Genomic DNA, 18,813 nt, shown 5'->3' on the forward strand with positions numbered 1-18,813 from the left:
TAAATTGATGCGTTTTGATATTTTATAAAGACAAAGCGAGTTCCAAGCCTTATAATAAAAGGTAAGCAAACCGAAGGAGGAACTCGCTTTGTATCAAAATTATACCACAATGGAAACAGCTTTAACACTAAAATTAGATTTTACGATTCCTGAGGACCATGAAGCTCGGCTGATCAGCCGATTTGTCGACTCGATTCCTACGGAAATTATTCTGGAAGACACTTCTCATACGGGACGTCCTGCTTTTCATCCAGCAATGCTATTAAAGATGTGTTTATTTGCCTATAGTCGATCAACGTTTTCAGGTCGAAAAATTGAACGAATGAATGAAGAATCTATTCCGATGAAATGGCTAACGGGCGATACCCCAGTTTGCTACAAGACGATCAATAACTTTCGTTCAAGCGAACATGCCTCGAACTTGATCAAGTATGCTTTTATCCTTTTCACCATGCTGCTGAGGGACAATGGTTTAATCCACCCAGAGGCTTTATTTATCGATGGGACAAAAATTCAAGCGGATGCGAACATCTATAGTTTTACTTGGCGAAGAGCGATTGAACGCTATGAAGCGAAGCTCAATGAAAATGTTTCGAGTTTATATGAGGAACTTATTCAAACGAATGTCGATATCGCCTTGACCGAAGAAGAATTAACGACTTCTGATGGGATTGAAAAAATTATTGCGTGTCTTGATGAAGCAATCGAAGAGGTTGAAAGCAAAATTGAAAATGAGACGACCATTCCTAAAGGAGGTTCTCGACACAAGCGACGTCGTCGCACGCTTAAAAAGCACCGGAATCGATGTATGAAGGATTTCTTACCCCGAAAACAGAAATACGAGGAAGCAAACGCACGATTTAATGGCAGAAACAGTTTTTCAAAAACGGACCCCGATGCCACCTTTATGTGTATGAAAGAAGATCCCATGAAAAATCGGGAGTTAAAGCCTGGCTATAATCTCCAAGTTGCTTCAAGTCATCAATATATTATTGACTTTGATATTTTCCCGAACCCTACCGATACGCGCACCCTCATTCCGTTTTTAAAAACAATCCCAACGCTTGATCTGTTCCAATATATTGTTGCGGATGCGGGTTATGGGAGTGAAGAGAATTATATGGCGATTATCGATGACTTTGAGAAAGTCCCTTTGATTCCTTACGGAATGTATCATAAAGAACAAAGTAAAAAATATCGAAACCAATCCAAGCATCGTGAGAACTGGCACTATCATGCGGCTGAAGATTCCTATACGGATTTAGATGGCGTTCATTTTAGTTTTTCATATTATCGTACGCGAAAAGATAAAAAAGGTTTCCAAAGACAGTTTAAAGTCTATCAAGCCGATACTGAACAAATGGATGAGCGTTTAAATGAGCTTGCGAAAACTCCGACAGGACGTCAGCGCCAGACGGCGGTCAATCTTAATTGGGAATATTTTAAGCACCAAGCAAAAGAGAATTTAGAAAGCACACCTGGAAAAGAAATCTATGCGCAACGTAAAATTGACATAGAGACCGTTTTCGGACGGATGAAAGGTGTCTTTGGTATGCGCAGAACACATGTGAGAGGCAAACAAAGCGTGTATAATGATATCGGAATGATGCTGATGAGCATGAATTTAACGAAATTAGCCCTTAAAGCTCGGCGAAGAGCAGAAGCTCTTCGTAATCATTTCTCTAAAAGTAAAAAATGCACTGAAGGAATCCAAATATGGATAACTTCAATGCATTTTTTATTATTTAGGGCGACTTATTTCCCAGCCCCTTTTTAATCTGCAAGAGGAGTTCAGCCGTCCTAAAGTTTCGGTTCCAAAGGCAAGAGGGCGGCCCCAATCGCACCGGGGCCCGCATGCACGCCCAGCACGGGAGTCAGCTCCCGCTCCAGGTAAAAGTCAGCCCGCTCAATCGCCGGGGCGAGGGCTTCTTTCAAGCTTTCCCGCTCCAAATCATTGTAGCCAGAGAAAATACTGAGCCAGTAGGGGCCAATATCCTTTAACCTGCCCTCTAACGTGTCTAAAAGGGCCTGAAAGCTCCGCTTCTTCCCCCGCTTTTTGCTGAGCAATTCGATGCGGCCAGCTTGATTGATGGTGAGGACCGGCTGAATATTTAAAATATTCCCTAAAATATTCCGGTAGTGGCCCAAACGCCCGCCCTGGCGCACGTAGCTCAAGGTCCGAAAGAGGGCGAAGGTGTCGCTGGCCTGATCCAAGGCCGGCAGTTTTTTTAGAATATCTTCCACCGGGCAGCCCTGATCGCGCCACTGAGCCGCTCGCATGGCCATTAAGCCGACAGCAGGGCCGACTTGACGGGTCGGGTAGGGGTGGAGTTTCAAGGGGCAGTCCCCGGCTTTTTCCATGGCGTGGTAAAGGCCCGCCATGCCCGTCAATTGGGGCGCGGACGTCAGGCAGAGGGCGTCCGTGTAGCCCTGGGCGTGAAGTTTTTCGAGGGCGTCACTCACCGTCGTTAGGGGCGGGGTGCCCGTGGACAGGTCGTCGTGGTTCGTCATTTGCTCGTAGAAGGTGCGGGAATCCAATTCCACCATGTCCTGGTAGACCACCCCACCCATCCGCACTGAATAGGGGATGAGGGCGAGGCCGACTTTTTTGGCCTGGTCGAAGGCTAAATTGGCGGACGTATCGGTCACAATGGCTAGTTTTTTCATTGTCTCTCCTTTTGGGCAAGGCCATTTTCCTGTAAAATATAGCGTCCTAAGAGGCGAAAGGCAAAGGCTTCCGCCACGGCACTCACGCCGAGTTGCTCTTTCGGTAGGGTGAGGGCGGGCAAGTGAGCGGCTGATTTTCCGTCAAAAAGGTTGTGAAAGACCCGCGTTAAAGCCAAGTCCAAAGCCCCAGCGAAGGTGTCGTAGGCTTCGGGCAGCGTCATCACGCCCAGTTGCAAGTCCACGCCCCGCTTCACTTCCGCCAAGGGCAAGACCGCCTTGTACACCGTGATCACCAGTAAGTAGGCCACGTGCGTGCGCTCGTACTTCCGGCCCTGGGGTCGCTCTAAAAAACCCCATTTCACGTAATTTTGTACCATCGTTGTCGTTAAGTCAGCTGCCAAGTCCAAGGGCGCGAGCGCCTGGGTCACAAAGTGGACCGCTTCTTGGTTGAAGCAAGGCTTTGCGGGCAAGTCCCGAAAGCGCGGGCAGCGGAAATGTTTTAAGTCCGGTAAGTGAATGGTCATAAGGCCTCCTAATAACTCGTTATTGTAACTAGATAATACACATCCCTAGGTCCGCTGTCAAGTTGCCTAAGAAAAAAAGCCTGCCTAGAGGCAAGCTTTTTGTTTGAAATTAGCCTTGTTCTTGAAAGTAACTGCCGAAGTATTGTTCTTGAAATGAATTGCCCAAGCGTTGTTCTTAACATTAAGCGCCGAAGCGGTCTTGGATGACTTGGGCGATGGCAGTGGCTTTTTCTTGGGCTTCTTCTGGGGTACTGGCTTCCACCATCACCCGCAAGAGGGGTTCCGTGCCGCTCGGCCGGACGAGGATACGGCCGTCCGCTCCCAGCTCTTCCTCCGCCTTGGCAATAGCTGCTTTGACCTCGGCTTGCTTAAGGGCTTGAGCCTTGCCCGTGGGGGTGGTTTGGACATTCACGAGAACTTGCGGGTAGGTCGTCATGATCTCATCCACCAGTTCAGAGAATTTCTGCCCGCTTTCCTTTAAAATGGCAAGGAGTTGCACAGCGGTCAACAGCCCGTCCCCCGTGGTGTTGTGGTCGAAGAGAATAATGTGGCCGGATTGCTCGCCGCCCAAATTGTAGCCCTTAGCCCGCATTTCCTGCACGACATAGCGGTCGCCCACCTGAGTCGTGACTCCTTTTAGGTCCAAAGCCTTTAAAGCATGGCGAAAGCCTAAATTACTCATGACCGTGGCCACTACCGTGTCATCCGCCAATTTTCCGCATTCCTTCATTTTCTTAGCCAAGAGCAGCATGATGTGGTCGCCGTCCACCGTCCGGCCCAATTCGTCCACGGCCAGGCAGCGATCGCCATCTCCGTCAAAAGCCACGCCACAATCCAAGCCCTTCTCCACCACCATTTTAGCCAAGGCATCTAAGTGGGTCGAGCCAACGCCTTTATTAATGGAGAGGCCGTCCGTTTGCGTCGCCATGGTGACAAATTCGCAGTTGAAGTCCGCAAAGAGGCGGTTAACGATCGGTGCTGTCGCCCCATTAGCCGCATCGATACCAATTTTTAAGCCCGCAAAGTCGCCCGGCACGGTACTTTCGAGAAATTCCAGGTACTTACTAATGCCTTCCAAGTACTCATGGGCAGTGCCCAAGTTGGCAGCACTCGGCCGCGGCAAGTCGTCGGTTTCAGCTGCAATAAGGGCTTCGATTTCCATTTCTTGTTCGTCGGAGAGTTTAAAGCCATCGTTGGCGAAGAATTTAATGCCATTGTCTTCTACCGGATTATGGCTGGCCGAAATCATTACCCCCGCTGTGGCTCCAGTCGTTTTGGTCAAGTAAGCGACCGCCGGGGTGGGCACGATGCCCAATTGGTAAACATCCATGCCAATCGACAGCAAGCCGGCGACCAGGGCATGCTCTAGAAGCGGGCCTGAAATACGCGGATCCCGGCCCACTAATACACGGGGCTTTTCCTCGCTTTCCCCCGCATGGCGCAAGAGGACTGCACCGCCATAACGCCCTAATTGGAAGGCTAATTCCGGACTCAATTCCTTGTTCGCTACCCCGCGAACGCCATCAGTACCAAAATAATGTCGCATGTTTCAAACTCCTTTTCGCCGGCCAGTTACAGAACTGGCCACCAAGGCCTAAACTTAGGCCGCTTTTTTCTGCTTGCTATCTTTCTTCTTCGGTTGGTCCACGTCCAAGTCCTTCGGCTCAGAGCGCTTCTCTTCTTCCTGATTTTGTTGCTTTTTCTTTTTCGTCGCGTTCACCCGCACCGTAATTTCCTCCGGTAAGGCTTCCCGAATCCCATCTGGAAGGGGCAGGGGCAGGGTCAGGGTATCTTCCCCTTCAATCCCACTCACATCGATAGGGACAGTCAGGGCGCGAATATCATTGAGGCGCTCGAGCGGGCCTTTTAGGGTCGCATTCTTCCCCGATAATAATTCAAAGTGGTAGGAGAAGTTTGGATCCTCATTTTTAGGATCCAGACGAATGGGCACGGTGTTCTCCTCGGGTGCCACGTCCACGCTCACCTTGACTCGCTGCGGATCCGCATTCACATCGAGAATCTGGCCGCTGCTGTTGGTGATCAATACCGTGGCGTCCACCTCATAGGTACCGCTGGCTTCTTCCGGCAAACGCACATTGACGCCCACCCGCGCCACTTGTTCCAACACCCTTGCCGAGCCTTGCAAGGTCACGCGTTCTGGCTTCACCCGAATTGCCCCCAAGGCATAGCCCGCCGGCACCTGACTCTGGTCGACGTGGGCTTCCACGGGGAAAGTCGCCGACTCCAAGGTAGAAATCGTAATGTTTACGCTGGAGGGTTGGACGGAGGCTTTCAAATCGGAATTCAAACTTCCTACTTCTAGTCGCACATAATGCTGGCCTTCGCCTAATTGACTCAAATCCTCGGTGACCACTTTTAACTGTTCACTTTCCAGAGTTTGCTGGATTAAATTGGCCGGCCCCGATAATTGCACGCTCACCGTGTCTGGCAAGCCCGTAATATAGTAGTCATCGACATTGCCTTTGATATGAACCGGTACATTGGACACGGTCTCTGTCGTATTTTCACTCACATTTTTGAAAAAGGTCACCGGATTATCATTGTAGCGCTCCGCCTTCACAAATACAAAGAGTAAGAGGGCCAAAGCCAAAGCCACCAGCGCCATCGCCACCCGGTTCTCGAATAATTTATTCATCGCCATCCTCCTTCGTCGTGAAAAAGCGCGCAAGCCAGCTGGGCAGGCCGCGACTGTGGCCCTCAACGTCGCCTTCAGGCTGGAAGTGGCGCAAGAGAATTTGGCGCAAGGCGTCCGGACTCAAGGCTTGCTTAATTTGCCCTTCATAAGTGACAGAAATATTGCCCGTTTCTTCGGACACAATCACCGTCAAGGCATCACTCACCTCACTCAAGCCCACTGCCGCCCGGTGCCGGGTCCCCAGATTTTTGGGGATACTTGGATTTTCGGACAAGGGCAGAAAACTCGTCGCTGACGCCACCCGGCCTTCTTGAATAATTACTGCCCCATCATGGAGGGGCGTATTGGGAATGAAAATATTAATCAGTAGCTCCTGAGACACCGCTGCGTCAATCTTGATCCCCGTGCGCACAAATTCATTTAAGGTCTGCTGCTTTTCCAGGGAAATCAAGGCGCCAATCCGCCGCTTGGCCATGTAATTTGACGCCTGCACAATGGCGTCCACCATGGCCACCACTGGGTCTTGAGCCCCCATCCGCTGCTTCGATTGAAACAGCCGCTGGCCCAAATGCTCCAAAGCCCGCCGAATTTCCGGTTGGAAGATGATGATCATCCCGATCACCGCCCACTGGATAATGTTGTTCATCAACCAGTCGATCGTCTCCAAACCGAGTAAAGACGAAGAAATTTTCACTAAAATAAAGACAAAAAGTCCGCTTAAAATATTAACTGCCTTCGTGTGGCGAATAATTTTCAAAAGCTGGAACAATAAAAACCACACCAGCAAAATATCCAGCACATTAAACACATTGCGCCAGGATAACAAACCTGACAGCGCACCAAACAGCACACCCATAGCAAAACCCCCAAACAAAACAAAACATGCTTATATTATATCATAGGAAGGGAGACCAGAACAGCAGGCGGAAACACTGGGTTAGTGTCAAGCAATGCTCGGTCAAGCGTCAAGAACTCTATCTCGTATCTAATTATTCAAAAGTCACTTCGTTTTTGTGCTAAAGGACGCTGCGTTGAAAAGCAGTGGCACCGGCTTACGCTTCATAGAAGCTTACGCCTGACCGTCCTATTCTGGCTCTATGTCGTTGGATAGGCCTCGCTACGCTCACCCTATCAGCACTCCGAGAGCCAGATATACGGACGGCCTGCTAACACTGCTAACGCAGGTCTTTAGCACGCACTCCGTGTCTTTTGGCGAAGTAGCTAACAAAATGTATGGTATAATTTCCCGACCATACTGCTTGACACTTCACTTGGAATCGTGCCCTGATGGGCACCACAAGAACTTTGTTGCGGCCTGTGACATAGTATTGCCCTAACAAGCCCTGGATATTCGGGTATAAATGGGCTTGTATTAGCTTCAATATCTGATCGAACAGCTTCTTCAAAACAATGATTAGATTGAGCGGTGATCATAGCAGCCATCGCTGCTGCGCCTTGACGGGTCCAATTTCGTCCTTGCTTTTTCATGCGATAAGTATAAAGCCGATGGCCTGCTTCACAAACGCCACCGGAAAAATGGTTCGGTAAGCCTCGCTGCTCTGCTGGTTTAATGAGTAACCAATTCCGTTGAAGATAAGCTCTTAGAGCTTCAATTTCAGCCAAAAATTCCTGTTGATGTTGCCAGCGACTTTCACATGTCTCCAAAGCAACTTGAATCCCTTCAAAATCATAAGCTTTCACTTTTTTAATGACGAATTGACGTATTTTATGATCAAAAAATAGGCGCGTTCTGATTTTTTGAATGACATGAAATTTATCGCAGAAATGTTCATGCCGAAGGCATACCCCAATCATCTCGTTAAAATCTTCCTCCGTATAACCACTGCCACCATCCGAATTAGAAATCACAATCGTTTGATGTAAATCATAGTAGGAGTTAAGAAATCGGCTAACTTTTTCTCGAAGGGCTGCACTAGATTGAACAGAAGAAAAATAATGAGCTTGAATAAGTTGATGCCGCGAAGTGGATCGATCGACGCCTTCATAGAGAGTCACACGGTGTAGTTGAAGATGTTTTGTCCTTTTCCCTTTTTTCTTCTTCTTAGTGATTAAAACCCCATCCCCTTCAATGTACAGAAAAGGAACGGATCGTTTTTGAGAGTAAGCCAGTTCCTTCTCTTCTGCTTTTTTATTCTCAAAGCTTAAAATTTTTTGCCCAATTTCTTGAACAATATGATGTGCGGTCTGATGCGAAATACTAAAAGGCATTAAAGCATTGAAGGCTTCTGCAGTCGCACGAAAAGTTTGCTTCGTACAAAGCTGGGCAATTTTTTCTTTGACCTGAGAAGAAAGATGACTTCTTGCTTCTAGGCCTAAACACAAATCTAGGGGAAGAAAGCTAGAGTGACCTTCTTTTTTCATCCGACAGCGTCTAAAAGTGACGGCACCAAACATAAAACATAGTGTGCGTGGTTCATAGCGAGCAATTTTCCAGCCTTCGGCTTGGTATCTTTGAATTAATTGCTGATCAAGTTGAGTGAAAACCGCTGCAAGACATTCACAGCAAAAATTGCTTAATATCGGATAAACAAGATCTTCAAAGTCACCTAAAGATGAGCAATTTTCCGTCTTTTTTAGAATATCTGTGATAATATCATTCATGAGGACATCTTCTTTCTTTTTTTTGATCAACTTAAAGATAGATGTCCTTTTTTTATTTTTCAAGTCTTACCGAGCATAATTTTACACTAAGGAAACACTGGAACTCAATGGAGGTTCTTGCTTTAGCAAGGTTCTCCATTGAGTGAAGTGGAAGTCCAGCCTGCCTGGTCGACCTGGACTAAAGGAGGCGAAGCCAGAACAGCAGGACCACTGGAGTCAAGCTGTGCAGAGACGGCGCAGCGTGGTCTCTAACAGCTTGAAGAAGTGGAGCCTTGCTGTCCCACCTGAGCGCAACTCCAGGATACGAACCCACCGAAGTCTCCACTGAGTTGACTTTTGCGAGTGGTTCTGGCTTTAGCCAGGTTCATTCGCAAAAGTAACGCAAGTGCAGAGACAGGTGGTGAGTTCAACTATAGGAAGGTTCTGGTCTAAAATCAGGTTCTCCATTGAGTGAAGTGGAAGTCCAGCCTGCCTGGTCGACCTGGACTAAGGAAGGGAGCGCCGAGGAGAGGGAGCGGTGAGTTGACAAGCCCATGAGCGGTTATTTCTTTACCCCAAGTTTGGCTGAGAGGCTTATTTTTTAACGGAATGACTAGAGCTTGCACGGAAGCCAGCGCAAGGCTAAGGCCTGTCTGTGGATCCCGTAGCGGAAATATTGCTTATTAAATGTTTTCTTTGCTGGCAGGCAGTGGTGTTTTGAACCAGGAGGGAAGTTTTGATAAGAAAAAAGCGTGAAGGTTAAATTCACGCTTTCTTGCATCATTAATGTAGATGGCGGGCGAGCCGGTATCGGATTGGCGCTTTAAGCTGGGCGACTTGCATGAGTTCGGTGTTCGTGAAGATGCTTTCAGCGCTGCCTTCGCCTCGGATTTGGCGATTAGCCATGACGACGATGCGCTCGCAGGCCTTTTCGACGAAGGCCATATCATGGGTGATGGTGATAATCGTTTTGCCCATGGCTTTCAGGGCTTGGACAATGCCAGCTAGTTCGTCAAGGCCGTGGTGGTCTTGGCCGGCGGTGGGCTCGTCCATGATAACGACTTCCGGGTCAATGGTTAAGACCGCAGCGATGGCGACAAATTTACGCACGGAGAGGGGCAGGTCGTAAGGATTCATGGCCAATTCCCCTTGAATGCCGCAAAGTTCCGCCCAGCGTGCAACTTCGGCGGGCACGTCATCGGTCAGTTGATTTTTTCGCAAGGTATAGGCTAATTCTTCGTAGACCGTGCTGTTAAAAAGCTGGTCGTCGGGATTTTGGAAGACATAACCGACTGTTTTCGCCATTTCGGCTGTGGTATAGTCCTTGGTGTTTTGGTCATTAATATAAACCTCTCCCGCCGTGGGCTTCAATAGGCCGTTCAATAATTTCGCCGTCGTTGTTTTTCCCGCCCCATTTTGCCCAATTAAGGCGACACTTTCTCCTTTTTGGACGGTTAAAGTTAAATTGTCCACGGCCAAAAAACCGTTAGGGTAGTGGTAACTGACGTGAGCGAGTTTAAGCATGGCCAGCCTCCTTTTCTAAAATCTGACTGAGGCTTTTGTCGAGCTGGTCTGGCGTAATGGCCTCGGGGTCGACCGCTAAGCCTGCCTCACGGCAAGCTTCCCTCAGCTGCACCACTTCCGGCCATTCCACGCCCAGTTCAGGCAGCCACTCAGCACTGAAAACTTCCTTGGGGGCACCCTGTACCAAGAGTTCCCCGTCCCGCATAACTAATAGTTCGTCCGCCAGACGGGCAATGGCGTCCATTTTCTGTTCGACGAGAAGAATCGTCTTGCCTGAGGCCTTTAAGTCGGCCATAATTGCGAACACTTCCTCACTGCTAGCCGGATCCAATTGCGAGGTGGGCTCATCGATAATCAAGCATTCCGTATCCATCACCAAAACGCTCGCAAAAGCCACCCGCTGCTGCTGGCCCCCTGATAAGGCGAAAGGATCGCGGAAGGCATAGGCTTCCGTGTTCGTGGCGCTTAATGCTTTCCGCACGCGCTGGAACATTTCGGAACGCGCCACACCAATATTTTCCAAGCCGTAAGCCACTTCCTCAAACACCGTCCGCTTCGCTCCAGAAATTTGGCTGAAAGGATTCTGGAAAATGTAGCCAACTTTTTGCGCCAATTCCCCTGACGTATAAGCTTTTAGGGGCTGGCCGTCTAAAGTGATCTCCCCCGACAAGTCGCCAGGGAAGTAGTGGGGGATAAAGCCGCGTAAGGCGTTGCAGAGAGTGGTTTTCCCACTCCCATTAGCCCCAATCAGACCGTAGATTTTGCCTTTTTCCAAGCTGAAAGTCAAATTTTTTAAGGTTGCTTCCTTCGCCAATTCGTGGGTGAAAGACACGTCCCTAAGCGTTATGTAAGCCATACCATACCCTCCCTACTAACATCAGAAGCATCACCAGATAAAACAGGCGCCGAAGCCAAACTTGCCCTTTACTATCACTGACATCCTTCAGGGCTGTTTTTGGGCAAGCTGCTTCAAAGCCGCGCACGTCTAAGGTCATCGCCCGCTCCTCAATGCCCACAATGGCACTTAAAATCACTGGGGTTAAAACCGGCACAAAAGCCTTAAAGCGCGTCCAAAGGCTGCCTTCGGTTTCAATAGCGCGGGACTTTTGCGCATCGGTAATCACCTTCAAACGCTCTCCCATCTCAGGAATCATGTTTAAGCTCGATAAAATGACATAACTGGCCAAGGGAGAGACGCCTTTTTGCTCCAGGGTTAAAAGCAGGTCGTTCGCGTCCACGACCTCTATGGCCAAGAGCACGGGGGTAAAAATCCCCAGAATGCGCAAGCCAAAGTGCCAGGCTCGCTGGACACCATCTGTCGTCACACTGAAGAAGCCCAGCCGCCAGAGTTCCTCGCCGCTATGAATGACGAGCACTTGGAAGAAGGCAATGACGATCGCTAAAAGCACGGCTGTTTTCAGCCAACGCTTGAAGAAACGTTGCCTGTGGGAAGTATTGAGGGCGAGGAGTAAGGTCACAAGGACGAAGGGCAAAATAAAGCGCCCGTCGAAAAGGATGCTCCCCACCACCCCCACCAGGGTAAAGGCCACCCAGGTCAGGGGGCTTAAAGCCTCCAGCCCGTGCTTTTCTGGTTGCAGGTAGGCGAGAATCTCTGCATCGGACATTTGCCCTAAGACGGGAGCGTCCCCGCCGGCTTCCCGCATGACCCCCGTCGCTTCCGGCGTGGTGATCGGTTGAGTGGCCTGACTCGTCCGCACGGGGCCAAGCCCCGACTTAAAGCCTAAGAGGGCGCTCAAAGCCTCACGCTTCGACCGGCCTGCTTGGACTTTCCCTTGGCCAGGCGCTGTCCGCCCGCGCGCTTTTCCTTGGGCTTCTTGGCTTTGCGCTGCCGCCACTTTTTCCCTGAGGCTGCCTGGTAATTTCACCTCGGCCTTGTCAGCGAAAATTCTGCCGCTCGGATATTTAATCACGTAGCGAGCGGAGATACTCTTGACGATGGAGTAAGTAATCAGGAGGGAAATTAATTTATCAGGAATTTCAGAAAGGATTCCGCCCGTAATTTGCGCCCCCCAGAAGCTAAAGCCAAATGCTTCCATTAAGACTGCCTTTAAGCCGGCGACGCCTGAAGCCGTAAAACCCCCGAAGAAGCCGACGGTAATAAGGATGGAGACGCCAGCCGCCACAGCCGCAATGAGGAGGGAACTCAGGATGGTGCGCCAAGCATTCTTAAACCAGCCCCACTGCGTCATAACGCCGACCAAAAAACCCAAAAGGCCACTGACCAGGGTATAAGGAAAAAGCATGGGGTCATTAATCGAGTTTAAGGCAATACTTAAAACACCGGTTAAGGCTCCAATCCAAGGTCCGCCCAGGAAACTGACAATGAAGGTACCAATCATATCCATATAAATAGGTAGCTTTAAGTTAAAGGCTAAGGTACCCGCTAAAAAGTTAATGGCGACCGCAATCGGAATTAAGAGAATCGTGAGGGGGGTGAAATCCGCTTTGATCTTTCTCACGGCTAGGCCTCCTTTGCGTGATTTTGCCGCCAATCTTCAGCAGCGAAGAGGCGTTTGACTAATTCTTTTCGGAAGGCCGCAACGTCCGCCGCCAGGGCCACGTTGACGTTGGGCGCATGCTCGCTCAGAAAATCACTCACGACCGCACCTTGGGCCACCCCGTCTGTCACCACATCCAAAGCCAAGGCTTTCGTTTTGAAGAGTTCAGGCTTTAAGGCATAGAGGGTCACACAGGCATCATGCATGTGGTAGCCCTGAGCCAAATTTCCGCCGGTATAATGGCTCAGGGAACCGTGCACCAATTGTCCCACTTCACCCGCGTCTTGGAGGCGATCTAAATCCTCTTTCAATAATTTGGTGGTGTGGGTCACATTGAGCCCAAGCATGGTCACGGGCACGCCGCTGTGGAAGACCATTTTCACCGCATGCGGGTCGCCAAAGTAATTGTACTCGCCCAAGGAATGTGTATTCCCCAAAGCCCCATAGACGCCGCCCATGCTGATGATTTCCTTAATGTTTGCCTTCAAGTTGGGGTAGCTGTGCAAGAAGAGCGCCACATTCGTCAATGGCCCCAAGCACGCCAACGTCACGGGCTCTTCGGCTGCTTCGATCACATCTTTCATTAAGGTGAGGGCATTTTTCTCACTCAAAGCTGCCGGCTCCCCTTGGAAGGTGTAGCCGCCCATGCCCGTCTCTCCGTGCGCATAGCTGGCATCCTCATAAGGCCGTAAGAGCGGCTTTTCCGCCCCCCGTGCCACTGGAATGTCGGCATGCATAAAGCCTACTAAATTACGGGCATTTTGCGTCGTCAAGTCAATATTGACGTTACCGCAAACACTCGTGATCGCTAAAATATCCAGCTCCGGAGCCGCCATCGCCGCCAATAGGGCAATCGCATCATCAATCCCCGGATCCGTATCGAAAATAATCGGTTTCATCCCTAACCTCCTAAAAATATTCAGCATAACCGCTTTCCCCTCTATTCTAGCAAATTTAAAGCCGTAAAAGAAGGCTGCGAAGTTCAAATAACGCTAGGCGCCATTAGAGGCCTGTGCACCGGATTGTAAAAGTCTATAAAAAAAGGAAAATGGTCTGTGATGAGCCATTTTCCCCTTGAACTCTCTTATTTTATTTTATATGCTACTGGTTTCTGGAGCCAACATACTTAAAGTTTCTAATACTAAATACTTTTCCATGGTCAACAGATTGAGCTCCAATGATCCCAGTAATCGCACCAATAGCTGCTGCCCATCCTACACCGGGGAGTAAACTACCCAAAGCAGCACCTACTGCACCTGCACCTCCAGAGATGGCATTATTAATAAATGTTTTGCTTAGATATAAGTCTGCATTACCTTGTTTTAAGGAATGAATGTCAACTTTCGTCACACCATTAGCAAACGGTATAGTATCAGGAACATCATATCCTGCCTTATCGAATGCTTTTATTAGATTGGTATCCGATATTTCTACCGTTCCAGAATCCCCTTCAATATTTTCTTCAATATATTCACTAATATATTCGGTTAATCTTTCTTGTTTTTCATTATTTTGCTTGGGTACCTTGTTTTGTTCTATATTGGCATGATATTGTGAAGCTTTAACGACACTAGGAGCTACAGTTGAAAAGGACATCAACGCTAGGGCACTAACTGATAAAACTTTCTTCAACATACATGTCTCTCCTTTAAATTTAGACACAAATAGGGTCAAAAATTTAAGTGTTTTTCTATGAACTTAGTCTTTAAAGACAAAATCACCAATCTTATAGCTTATCAGGCCTACAATGGCACCGAACAACGCATTTAAAAAAATATTAAGATCGGGCCAAAACTTTTGTGAAGCTGAAACATATAGGAAAATAAAAAATCCTAGCAGCAGACCACGTTTCCAATTTGTTGACATTTCTCTTCCTCCTTACCTACTTGTAAGTTAACATAAATATAAAAATTTCACAAAGAAAACACTTTTTATTTAATATTATATGAAGAAATTAGCAAAAATGAAGAAGAAAATGGACCTAGCGTAAGGTCTTTTTTATTTTCAATCTATTTTGTCTACGGTCTGTAATTTTACATATTATTTTAGTCATTGTTGCCTCAAGTAGATCATCTGAAGCTTGCATATTAATTATTAAAAAACAGCGTTTATTAATAATGGTTCGTTTGCTATGAGTGGCCTATTGTGAAGCCTTAACGACACTGGGAGCTACAGCTGAAAAGAACATTAAGATTAGGCCAAAATTTGTGCGCCAATAAAACATACAGGAAAATAACAATCCCTAGCAGCAGACCACGTTTCTTATTCGTTAACATCTATTTCCCTCCCTTATATATGACATAGCAGATATAAAAAATTACAAATTAAATGGTCGGTTTATTTTATATCTTAGGGCTTGTTTCCTCATGATGCCCTTGCTTTTTACCTCGGCCAACGATCACCCGGTAAATTTTCGCTGGGAAGAGCTTCTTTGACACTTTGCCTGGTTGTTCCTCTTATAACGTGGGTTTACGCCAGTGAACATCGAAAAGGGGAGGGTTAAGTTGCTGGCTAAATAGGAGGATCTAGCTGAAATGTATTTCCTCTATTTGCCAGCACGCCGTCCCCGTGCTGGATGAGCGGGACGGCGTTCTGTAGGGAAAACTAAACTTGAAAGTAGGCGAGAAAATAATATTTATGAAAATAAAAAATCCTATTGCTTACAAGGCAACAATAGATTATACTCTTGTTAATTAAAAAAAAGGAGCTCGTCTTATGTTGCAAAAATGGTATCGCTTTGTTCAAATGTTACTTGCTTTACTTAGCTGTTTGTTTTTATGTTCGACCAATTTAAAAGCGGTTTCTAACAATGACACATAAGCCACTATGGCAGAAGAGATTCCTGTCGGTGACGTGGTCTTTGTGGCTAGAATGGGAGACGAGTATGGGATCAAGAATGGAAATATAAAGATATTGAATGTATCAGATATTGAAACGAGAAGTTCAGAGTGTTTTGAAAAAGAGCTCGAGGTCTTATTTGAACTTCCCGCAGAGGATACGCCGCCTAAGGAAGAAGGGTTATCTCTTATTAATAAGGTCGTAACGCCATTAAAAGAAAAGATGTTGACTGTTAAAACAGCTTATGCTGATGAATTAGGCAGTTATAAGAATTCTGGGGGTATTCGAGCTCGCCTTTTAGTTAACTATAATCGTAATAAGAAAGGTGATGTTCGGATCAATAAAATAACAGGGTATTGGGTTCCGTCCATCAAAGGGCTTATTGTGACGGAGAGAAAAGTAAATTACGGGATTAATTTTCTAGCAAAAACTGGAGTAGCTCGTCCATCGGGCAATTTTTTCACTATGACTCCGAAGTGGGGTTATGTTCCTTCTAGTATAGGAGCTAATGGTGCGGTGTCATCTGCGCGAGGGAGAACGAATTATAAGAAAAATACCCTTGTTGAGCTTGAGGTAAGATTTTAGGAGGAAAAATGCAGCGAAAACTTTTTTCAATCGTATAGGTGGTCTCTCCCCTCTTAGGCTTATTCCTAATCACTCGCTTGCCTTTTCGTATGGATACCTTTGAACGGAGCCAAATGATAGGCTACTTATTAACACATATCGCGTTTTGGCTAGGACTCTTTTTACTGAATTCTTGGGCAAGCCTCGTCCTAACCCGACCAAGGCGAATCTCTCTTGCCCTTTTAGGCTTGGCTCTCACCTTGCTGGCTATACGCTTTGGGCCACACGGGCAGCAAGTTTTTCCTGTTTTGGGAAGTTTGTCGCTGCCAGACTATTTACCGCTCCTCGCCTATTATCTGACCTTGCTGATCAATGGAAGCCTCGATTTTAGTCGGCTGTTAAAAAACCACTAGCATGCGATCAAGTTTAATGCCAAAATCTACCTTTACGCCTCTTTAACGGGATTTTTACGCCTGCTTACCAAGTTTTACCTCTTCTTGTTTTGCCTTTGCTAGGCTGGGCTTAAGAAAAACATAATGGAGGATGACCATGAATAAAATGATGAAGAAACAGCGTTATGCCTTGCGGAAGTTAACAGGGGGTCTGGTGTCCGTGGCGGTAGCCACCGTTATGGGGGTAGCGATTTCAGGTCAAGTTCAGGCAGCTGAATTTGCAGTTGACGAGACGATTTTGGTCGAAGCCTTAGAGGATCAGGAAGCCGCCCCAGTGGAAGAAAACAAGCAGACCACTCCTCGGGAAACAACAGAGGCCATGCCGGATCAGCAGCCTGTCGATGAGCAGAAAATCTATGAAATCGGCCCTGACAAAGTCGTCGCTTCCACCAAAAAACCGGAAGTAGCGCCGGTTCAACTGTCCAATAAACCTGATCGGATTGCGATGGCCATGACGGAAGATCCCGCCCACAGCATGAACTGGAATTACTTCACGAAGGATGCCTTAGACGATGCGGGTGTTTGGGTGAGTGAAAATGAGAATTTAACGGATGCTCAATTCTTTCCTGCTCATTCCTTTCCCGTCTCCTCTTATTTCCATGAAAAAACCAAGGACGGCTACCTGATTTTCAAGCGTGAGGATAAAGAAACAGGGAAAAACTACTATTATACGGACGCTGGTATTCGTTCGGACAACCAAGCGTGGACGGATAGTAAAGGTAAGCCCGCCACCGTGGCTTATGAAATTATTTGGGAAACAGCCAACCAAGTGACGGCGCGAAATTTAAAGCCCGGCACGCGTTATTTCTACCAATTAGGCTCCAAGGCTTTAGGAAAATTGAGCCCGATTGGCCAATTTAAAACCGCAGCAACTGGCGCTAAGCCTTTTACGTTTATTCATGTCACGGACTCCCAAAATGCTTGGTGGAATGAAAATGTGCGCAACGAGGCGGCTTTTGGGGCCGATACACTCGCCCACGCTAAAGCAGCTGCCGAGGCCCTGTACGGCGAGTCGGCCTTTATTTTACACACTGGAGACTTCATTCAAACCAGCAAGGAAAATAATGAGGACGAGTACAAGTCTATTTTTAACCTGAGTCAAGGCACCATGCTGGACCAACCCTTTACCTTTATCGCCGGTAATCATGATGAAAACACTGATCCCGCTTATGGCGGTTCGGTCACGGACGACCGGGAATTTATTGAGCACACCAACGCTCCTATCACTAATGAAGCCGTGGACGGGGGTTCCTACTATTCCTTCGATTACCAGGGCGTGCACATTGCGGTTTTGAACACGAACGACTCGGATAAAGCCTCGACCGATGATAATCCTACTCTAGCTTCCATTGGAGAGGCCCAATTTGCCTGGCTGGAAAAAGACTTAGCAGCCGCCAGCAAGCGGGGCGTCAATTACCTCATACTGGCCTACCACAAGCCACTTTATTCCGCGTCCTACCACGCCTTATCCGACGATGATGTCCGGGCAGCGCGGGATCGCTTGGCTAAATTGACCGACAAGTATCAAGTTGATGTGGTGCTCTCAGGCCACGACCACAGTCTCGCCATCACCAAACCACTCCAGTTTGACGAAGCTTCCTTTGTGAATGCCAAAGTCGCTGATTTTCATATTCTTGGCGAGGATGCGGATGGGGAGCCAATTATTCAAAGCCCCGGGACCTTCTATTTAAATCCCAATACGATTGGAACGAAAGCCTACGCTGATATTTACAACTGGGGCTTGAAGAAAATTTGGCAGGTTGAAGAGCAATTGTCACCCCAGGGCAAATACCCGCTCACCCAGGCGCAATTGGACGAGTACCGCAAGCTTTTCTTCAAAATGGAGCAGCCCAATAGCTCAAAAAAATACCAAAAAGATCATTCGAACTACCGGGATGCCTCAATTCAAAATTTCTATTTGGTGAATGTGACCCCCGCCGGGATTAAGGTGCACCTCTACCAAGTGGCCGGGGATCTGGCCAAGGGGGAAAAGCGGGAAATGACCCGTTTAATGGGCTTTACGATCGCTAATCGCCAGGCGACGGCGGCAGATTTTCTTTCCACGGAGGAAGAGCCAGCTCAAAAGCCCAAGCCAAGCCTACCAGATGCAGAAGCTCATACTCCGCCGGTAGGAGCCGCTGCCAGTCCCATGCTAGCGCCCAGCCGCCCTCAAGACCAAACACTCCCTCAAACGGGTGCCTACTCAACTTTCGGTCTCGGCCTTGTGGTTGGCTTGACGGGTTTAAGTTTATTAGGCCTAGCAGCTAGGCAGAAAAAGGAAGACTAAAGCATTAAATTCGGCCACACCCCGTGGCCTTTTTTCTTTTGCCAGTAAAATTTTAGGAAAAGATCAGGCTAAAGGCACAAAAAAGGCAATTTTACAGCAAGTTAACTCGCTTCACATGGGGAATTTACAATTGGCTGACTTTTTTACATGTCCTTGATAATGACTTGATACACTGAAGGTG

At 47.8% G+C, this 18,813-nt stretch carries 15 protein-coding genes; 3 read left to right on the forward strand and 12 right to left on the reverse strand.

Features of this window, described 5'->3' with window-relative positions; translation table 11 throughout:
- Window positions 1-88 precede the first annotated feature (88 nt).
- Entirely contained in the window at window positions 89-1,777 is a 1,689-nt protein-coding gene (locus WF803_RS04855) for an IS1182 family transposase (protein WP_489610424.1), read from the forward strand.
- A 23-nt stretch (window positions 1,778-1,800) separates the two neighbouring features.
- Here the strand turns inward: WF803_RS04855 and WF803_RS04860 are convergent, their stop codons facing one another.
- The 12 genes from WF803_RS04860 to WF803_RS04915 all read right to left on the reverse strand — a co-directional run bounded on the left by WF803_RS04860 (window position 1,801) and on the right by WF803_RS04915 (window position 14,357).
- On the reverse strand, window positions 1,801-2,667 hold the full coding sequence (locus WF803_RS04860; RefSeq protein WP_489610425.1) for a DegV family protein: 867 nt from the start codon (window positions 2,665-2,667) through the stop codon (window positions 1,801-1,803).
- Window positions 2,664-3,191, reverse strand: coding sequence for a DUF1836 domain-containing protein (locus WF803_RS04865; RefSeq protein WP_489610426.1), 528 nt, complete (start codon window positions 3,189-3,191; stop codon window positions 2,664-2,666). The genes WF803_RS04860 and WF803_RS04865 overlap by 4 nt, the downstream gene beginning before the upstream one ends.
- 181 nt (window positions 3,192-3,372) lie before the next feature.
- Entirely contained in the window at window positions 3,373-4,737 is a 1,365-nt protein-coding gene (glmM, locus tag WF803_RS04870; protein WP_489610427.1) for a phosphoglucosamine mutase, read from the reverse strand.
- Window positions 4,738-4,791: 54 nt separating this feature from the next.
- Window positions 4,792-5,847, reverse strand: a complete 1,056-nt coding sequence (locus WF803_RS04875) for a CdaR family protein (RefSeq protein WP_489610428.1) — start codon at window positions 5,845-5,847, stop codon at window positions 4,792-4,794.
- A complete protein-coding gene (cdaA, locus tag WF803_RS04880; RefSeq protein WP_489610429.1) occupies window positions 5,840-6,655 on the reverse strand; it encodes a diadenylate cyclase CdaA in 816 nt (271 codons plus the stop codon). The genes WF803_RS04875 and cdaA overlap by 8 nt, the downstream gene beginning before the upstream one ends.
- A gap of 413 nt (window positions 6,656-7,068) precedes the next feature.
- Complete coding sequence (locus tag WF803_RS04885; protein ID WP_489610430.1) at window positions 7,069-8,499, reverse strand: ISLre2 family transposase; 1,431 nt, start codon at window positions 8,497-8,499, stop codon at window positions 7,069-7,071.
- Between the two features lie 732 nt (window positions 8,500-9,231).
- A complete protein-coding gene (locus WF803_RS04890) occupies window positions 9,232-9,972 on the reverse strand; it encodes an energy-coupling factor ABC transporter ATP-binding protein (protein ID WP_489610431.1) in 741 nt (246 codons plus the stop codon).
- Entirely contained in the window at window positions 9,965-10,828 is an 864-nt protein-coding gene (locus WF803_RS04895; protein ID WP_489610432.1) for an energy-coupling factor ABC transporter ATP-binding protein, read from the reverse strand. Before WF803_RS04895 ends, WF803_RS04890 begins: the two co-directional genes overlap by 8 nt.
- The gene (locus tag WF803_RS04900) at window positions 10,809-12,452 is read right to left on the reverse strand and encodes a CbiQ family ECF transporter T component (RefSeq protein WP_489610433.1); all 1,644 of its coding nucleotides are present in this window, start codon (window positions 12,450-12,452) and stop codon (window positions 10,809-10,811) included. Before WF803_RS04900 ends, WF803_RS04895 begins: the two co-directional genes overlap by 20 nt.
- A gap of 2 nt (window positions 12,453-12,454) precedes the next feature.
- Window positions 12,455-13,390: a nucleoside hydrolase gene (locus WF803_RS04905; RefSeq protein ID WP_489610434.1), complete on the reverse strand. Its 936-nt coding sequence runs from the start codon at window positions 13,388-13,390 to the stop codon at window positions 12,455-12,457.
- 202 nt (window positions 13,391-13,592) lie between these two features.
- On the reverse strand, window positions 13,593-14,126 hold the full coding sequence (locus tag WF803_RS04910) for a hypothetical protein (protein ID WP_489610435.1): 534 nt from the start codon (window positions 14,124-14,126) through the stop codon (window positions 13,593-13,595).
- A 63-nt stretch (window positions 14,127-14,189) separates the two neighbouring features.
- Window positions 14,190-14,357 carry a hypothetical protein gene (locus WF803_RS04915; RefSeq protein ID WP_489610436.1) on the reverse strand — a complete coding sequence of 56 codons (168 nt, stop codon included), beginning with the start codon at window positions 14,355-14,357 and terminating at the stop codon, window positions 14,190-14,192.
- A gap of 960 nt (window positions 14,358-15,317) precedes the next feature.
- Between WF803_RS04915 and WF803_RS04920 the strand changes: the two genes are divergently transcribed.
- Both WF803_RS04920 and WF803_RS04925 read left to right on the forward strand, forming a co-directional pair.
- Window positions 15,318-15,914, forward strand: coding sequence for a hypothetical protein (locus WF803_RS04920; protein WP_489610437.1), 597 nt, complete (start codon window positions 15,318-15,320; stop codon window positions 15,912-15,914).
- A 528-nt stretch (window positions 15,915-16,442) separates the two neighbouring features.
- Entirely contained in the window at window positions 16,443-18,632 is a 2,190-nt protein-coding gene (locus WF803_RS04925; protein WP_489610438.1) for a metallophosphoesterase, read from the forward strand.
- Window positions 18,633-18,813: the final 181 nt, after the last annotated feature.

The sequence above is a fragment of the Aerococcus sp. BD502 genome (assembly GCF_057919555.1).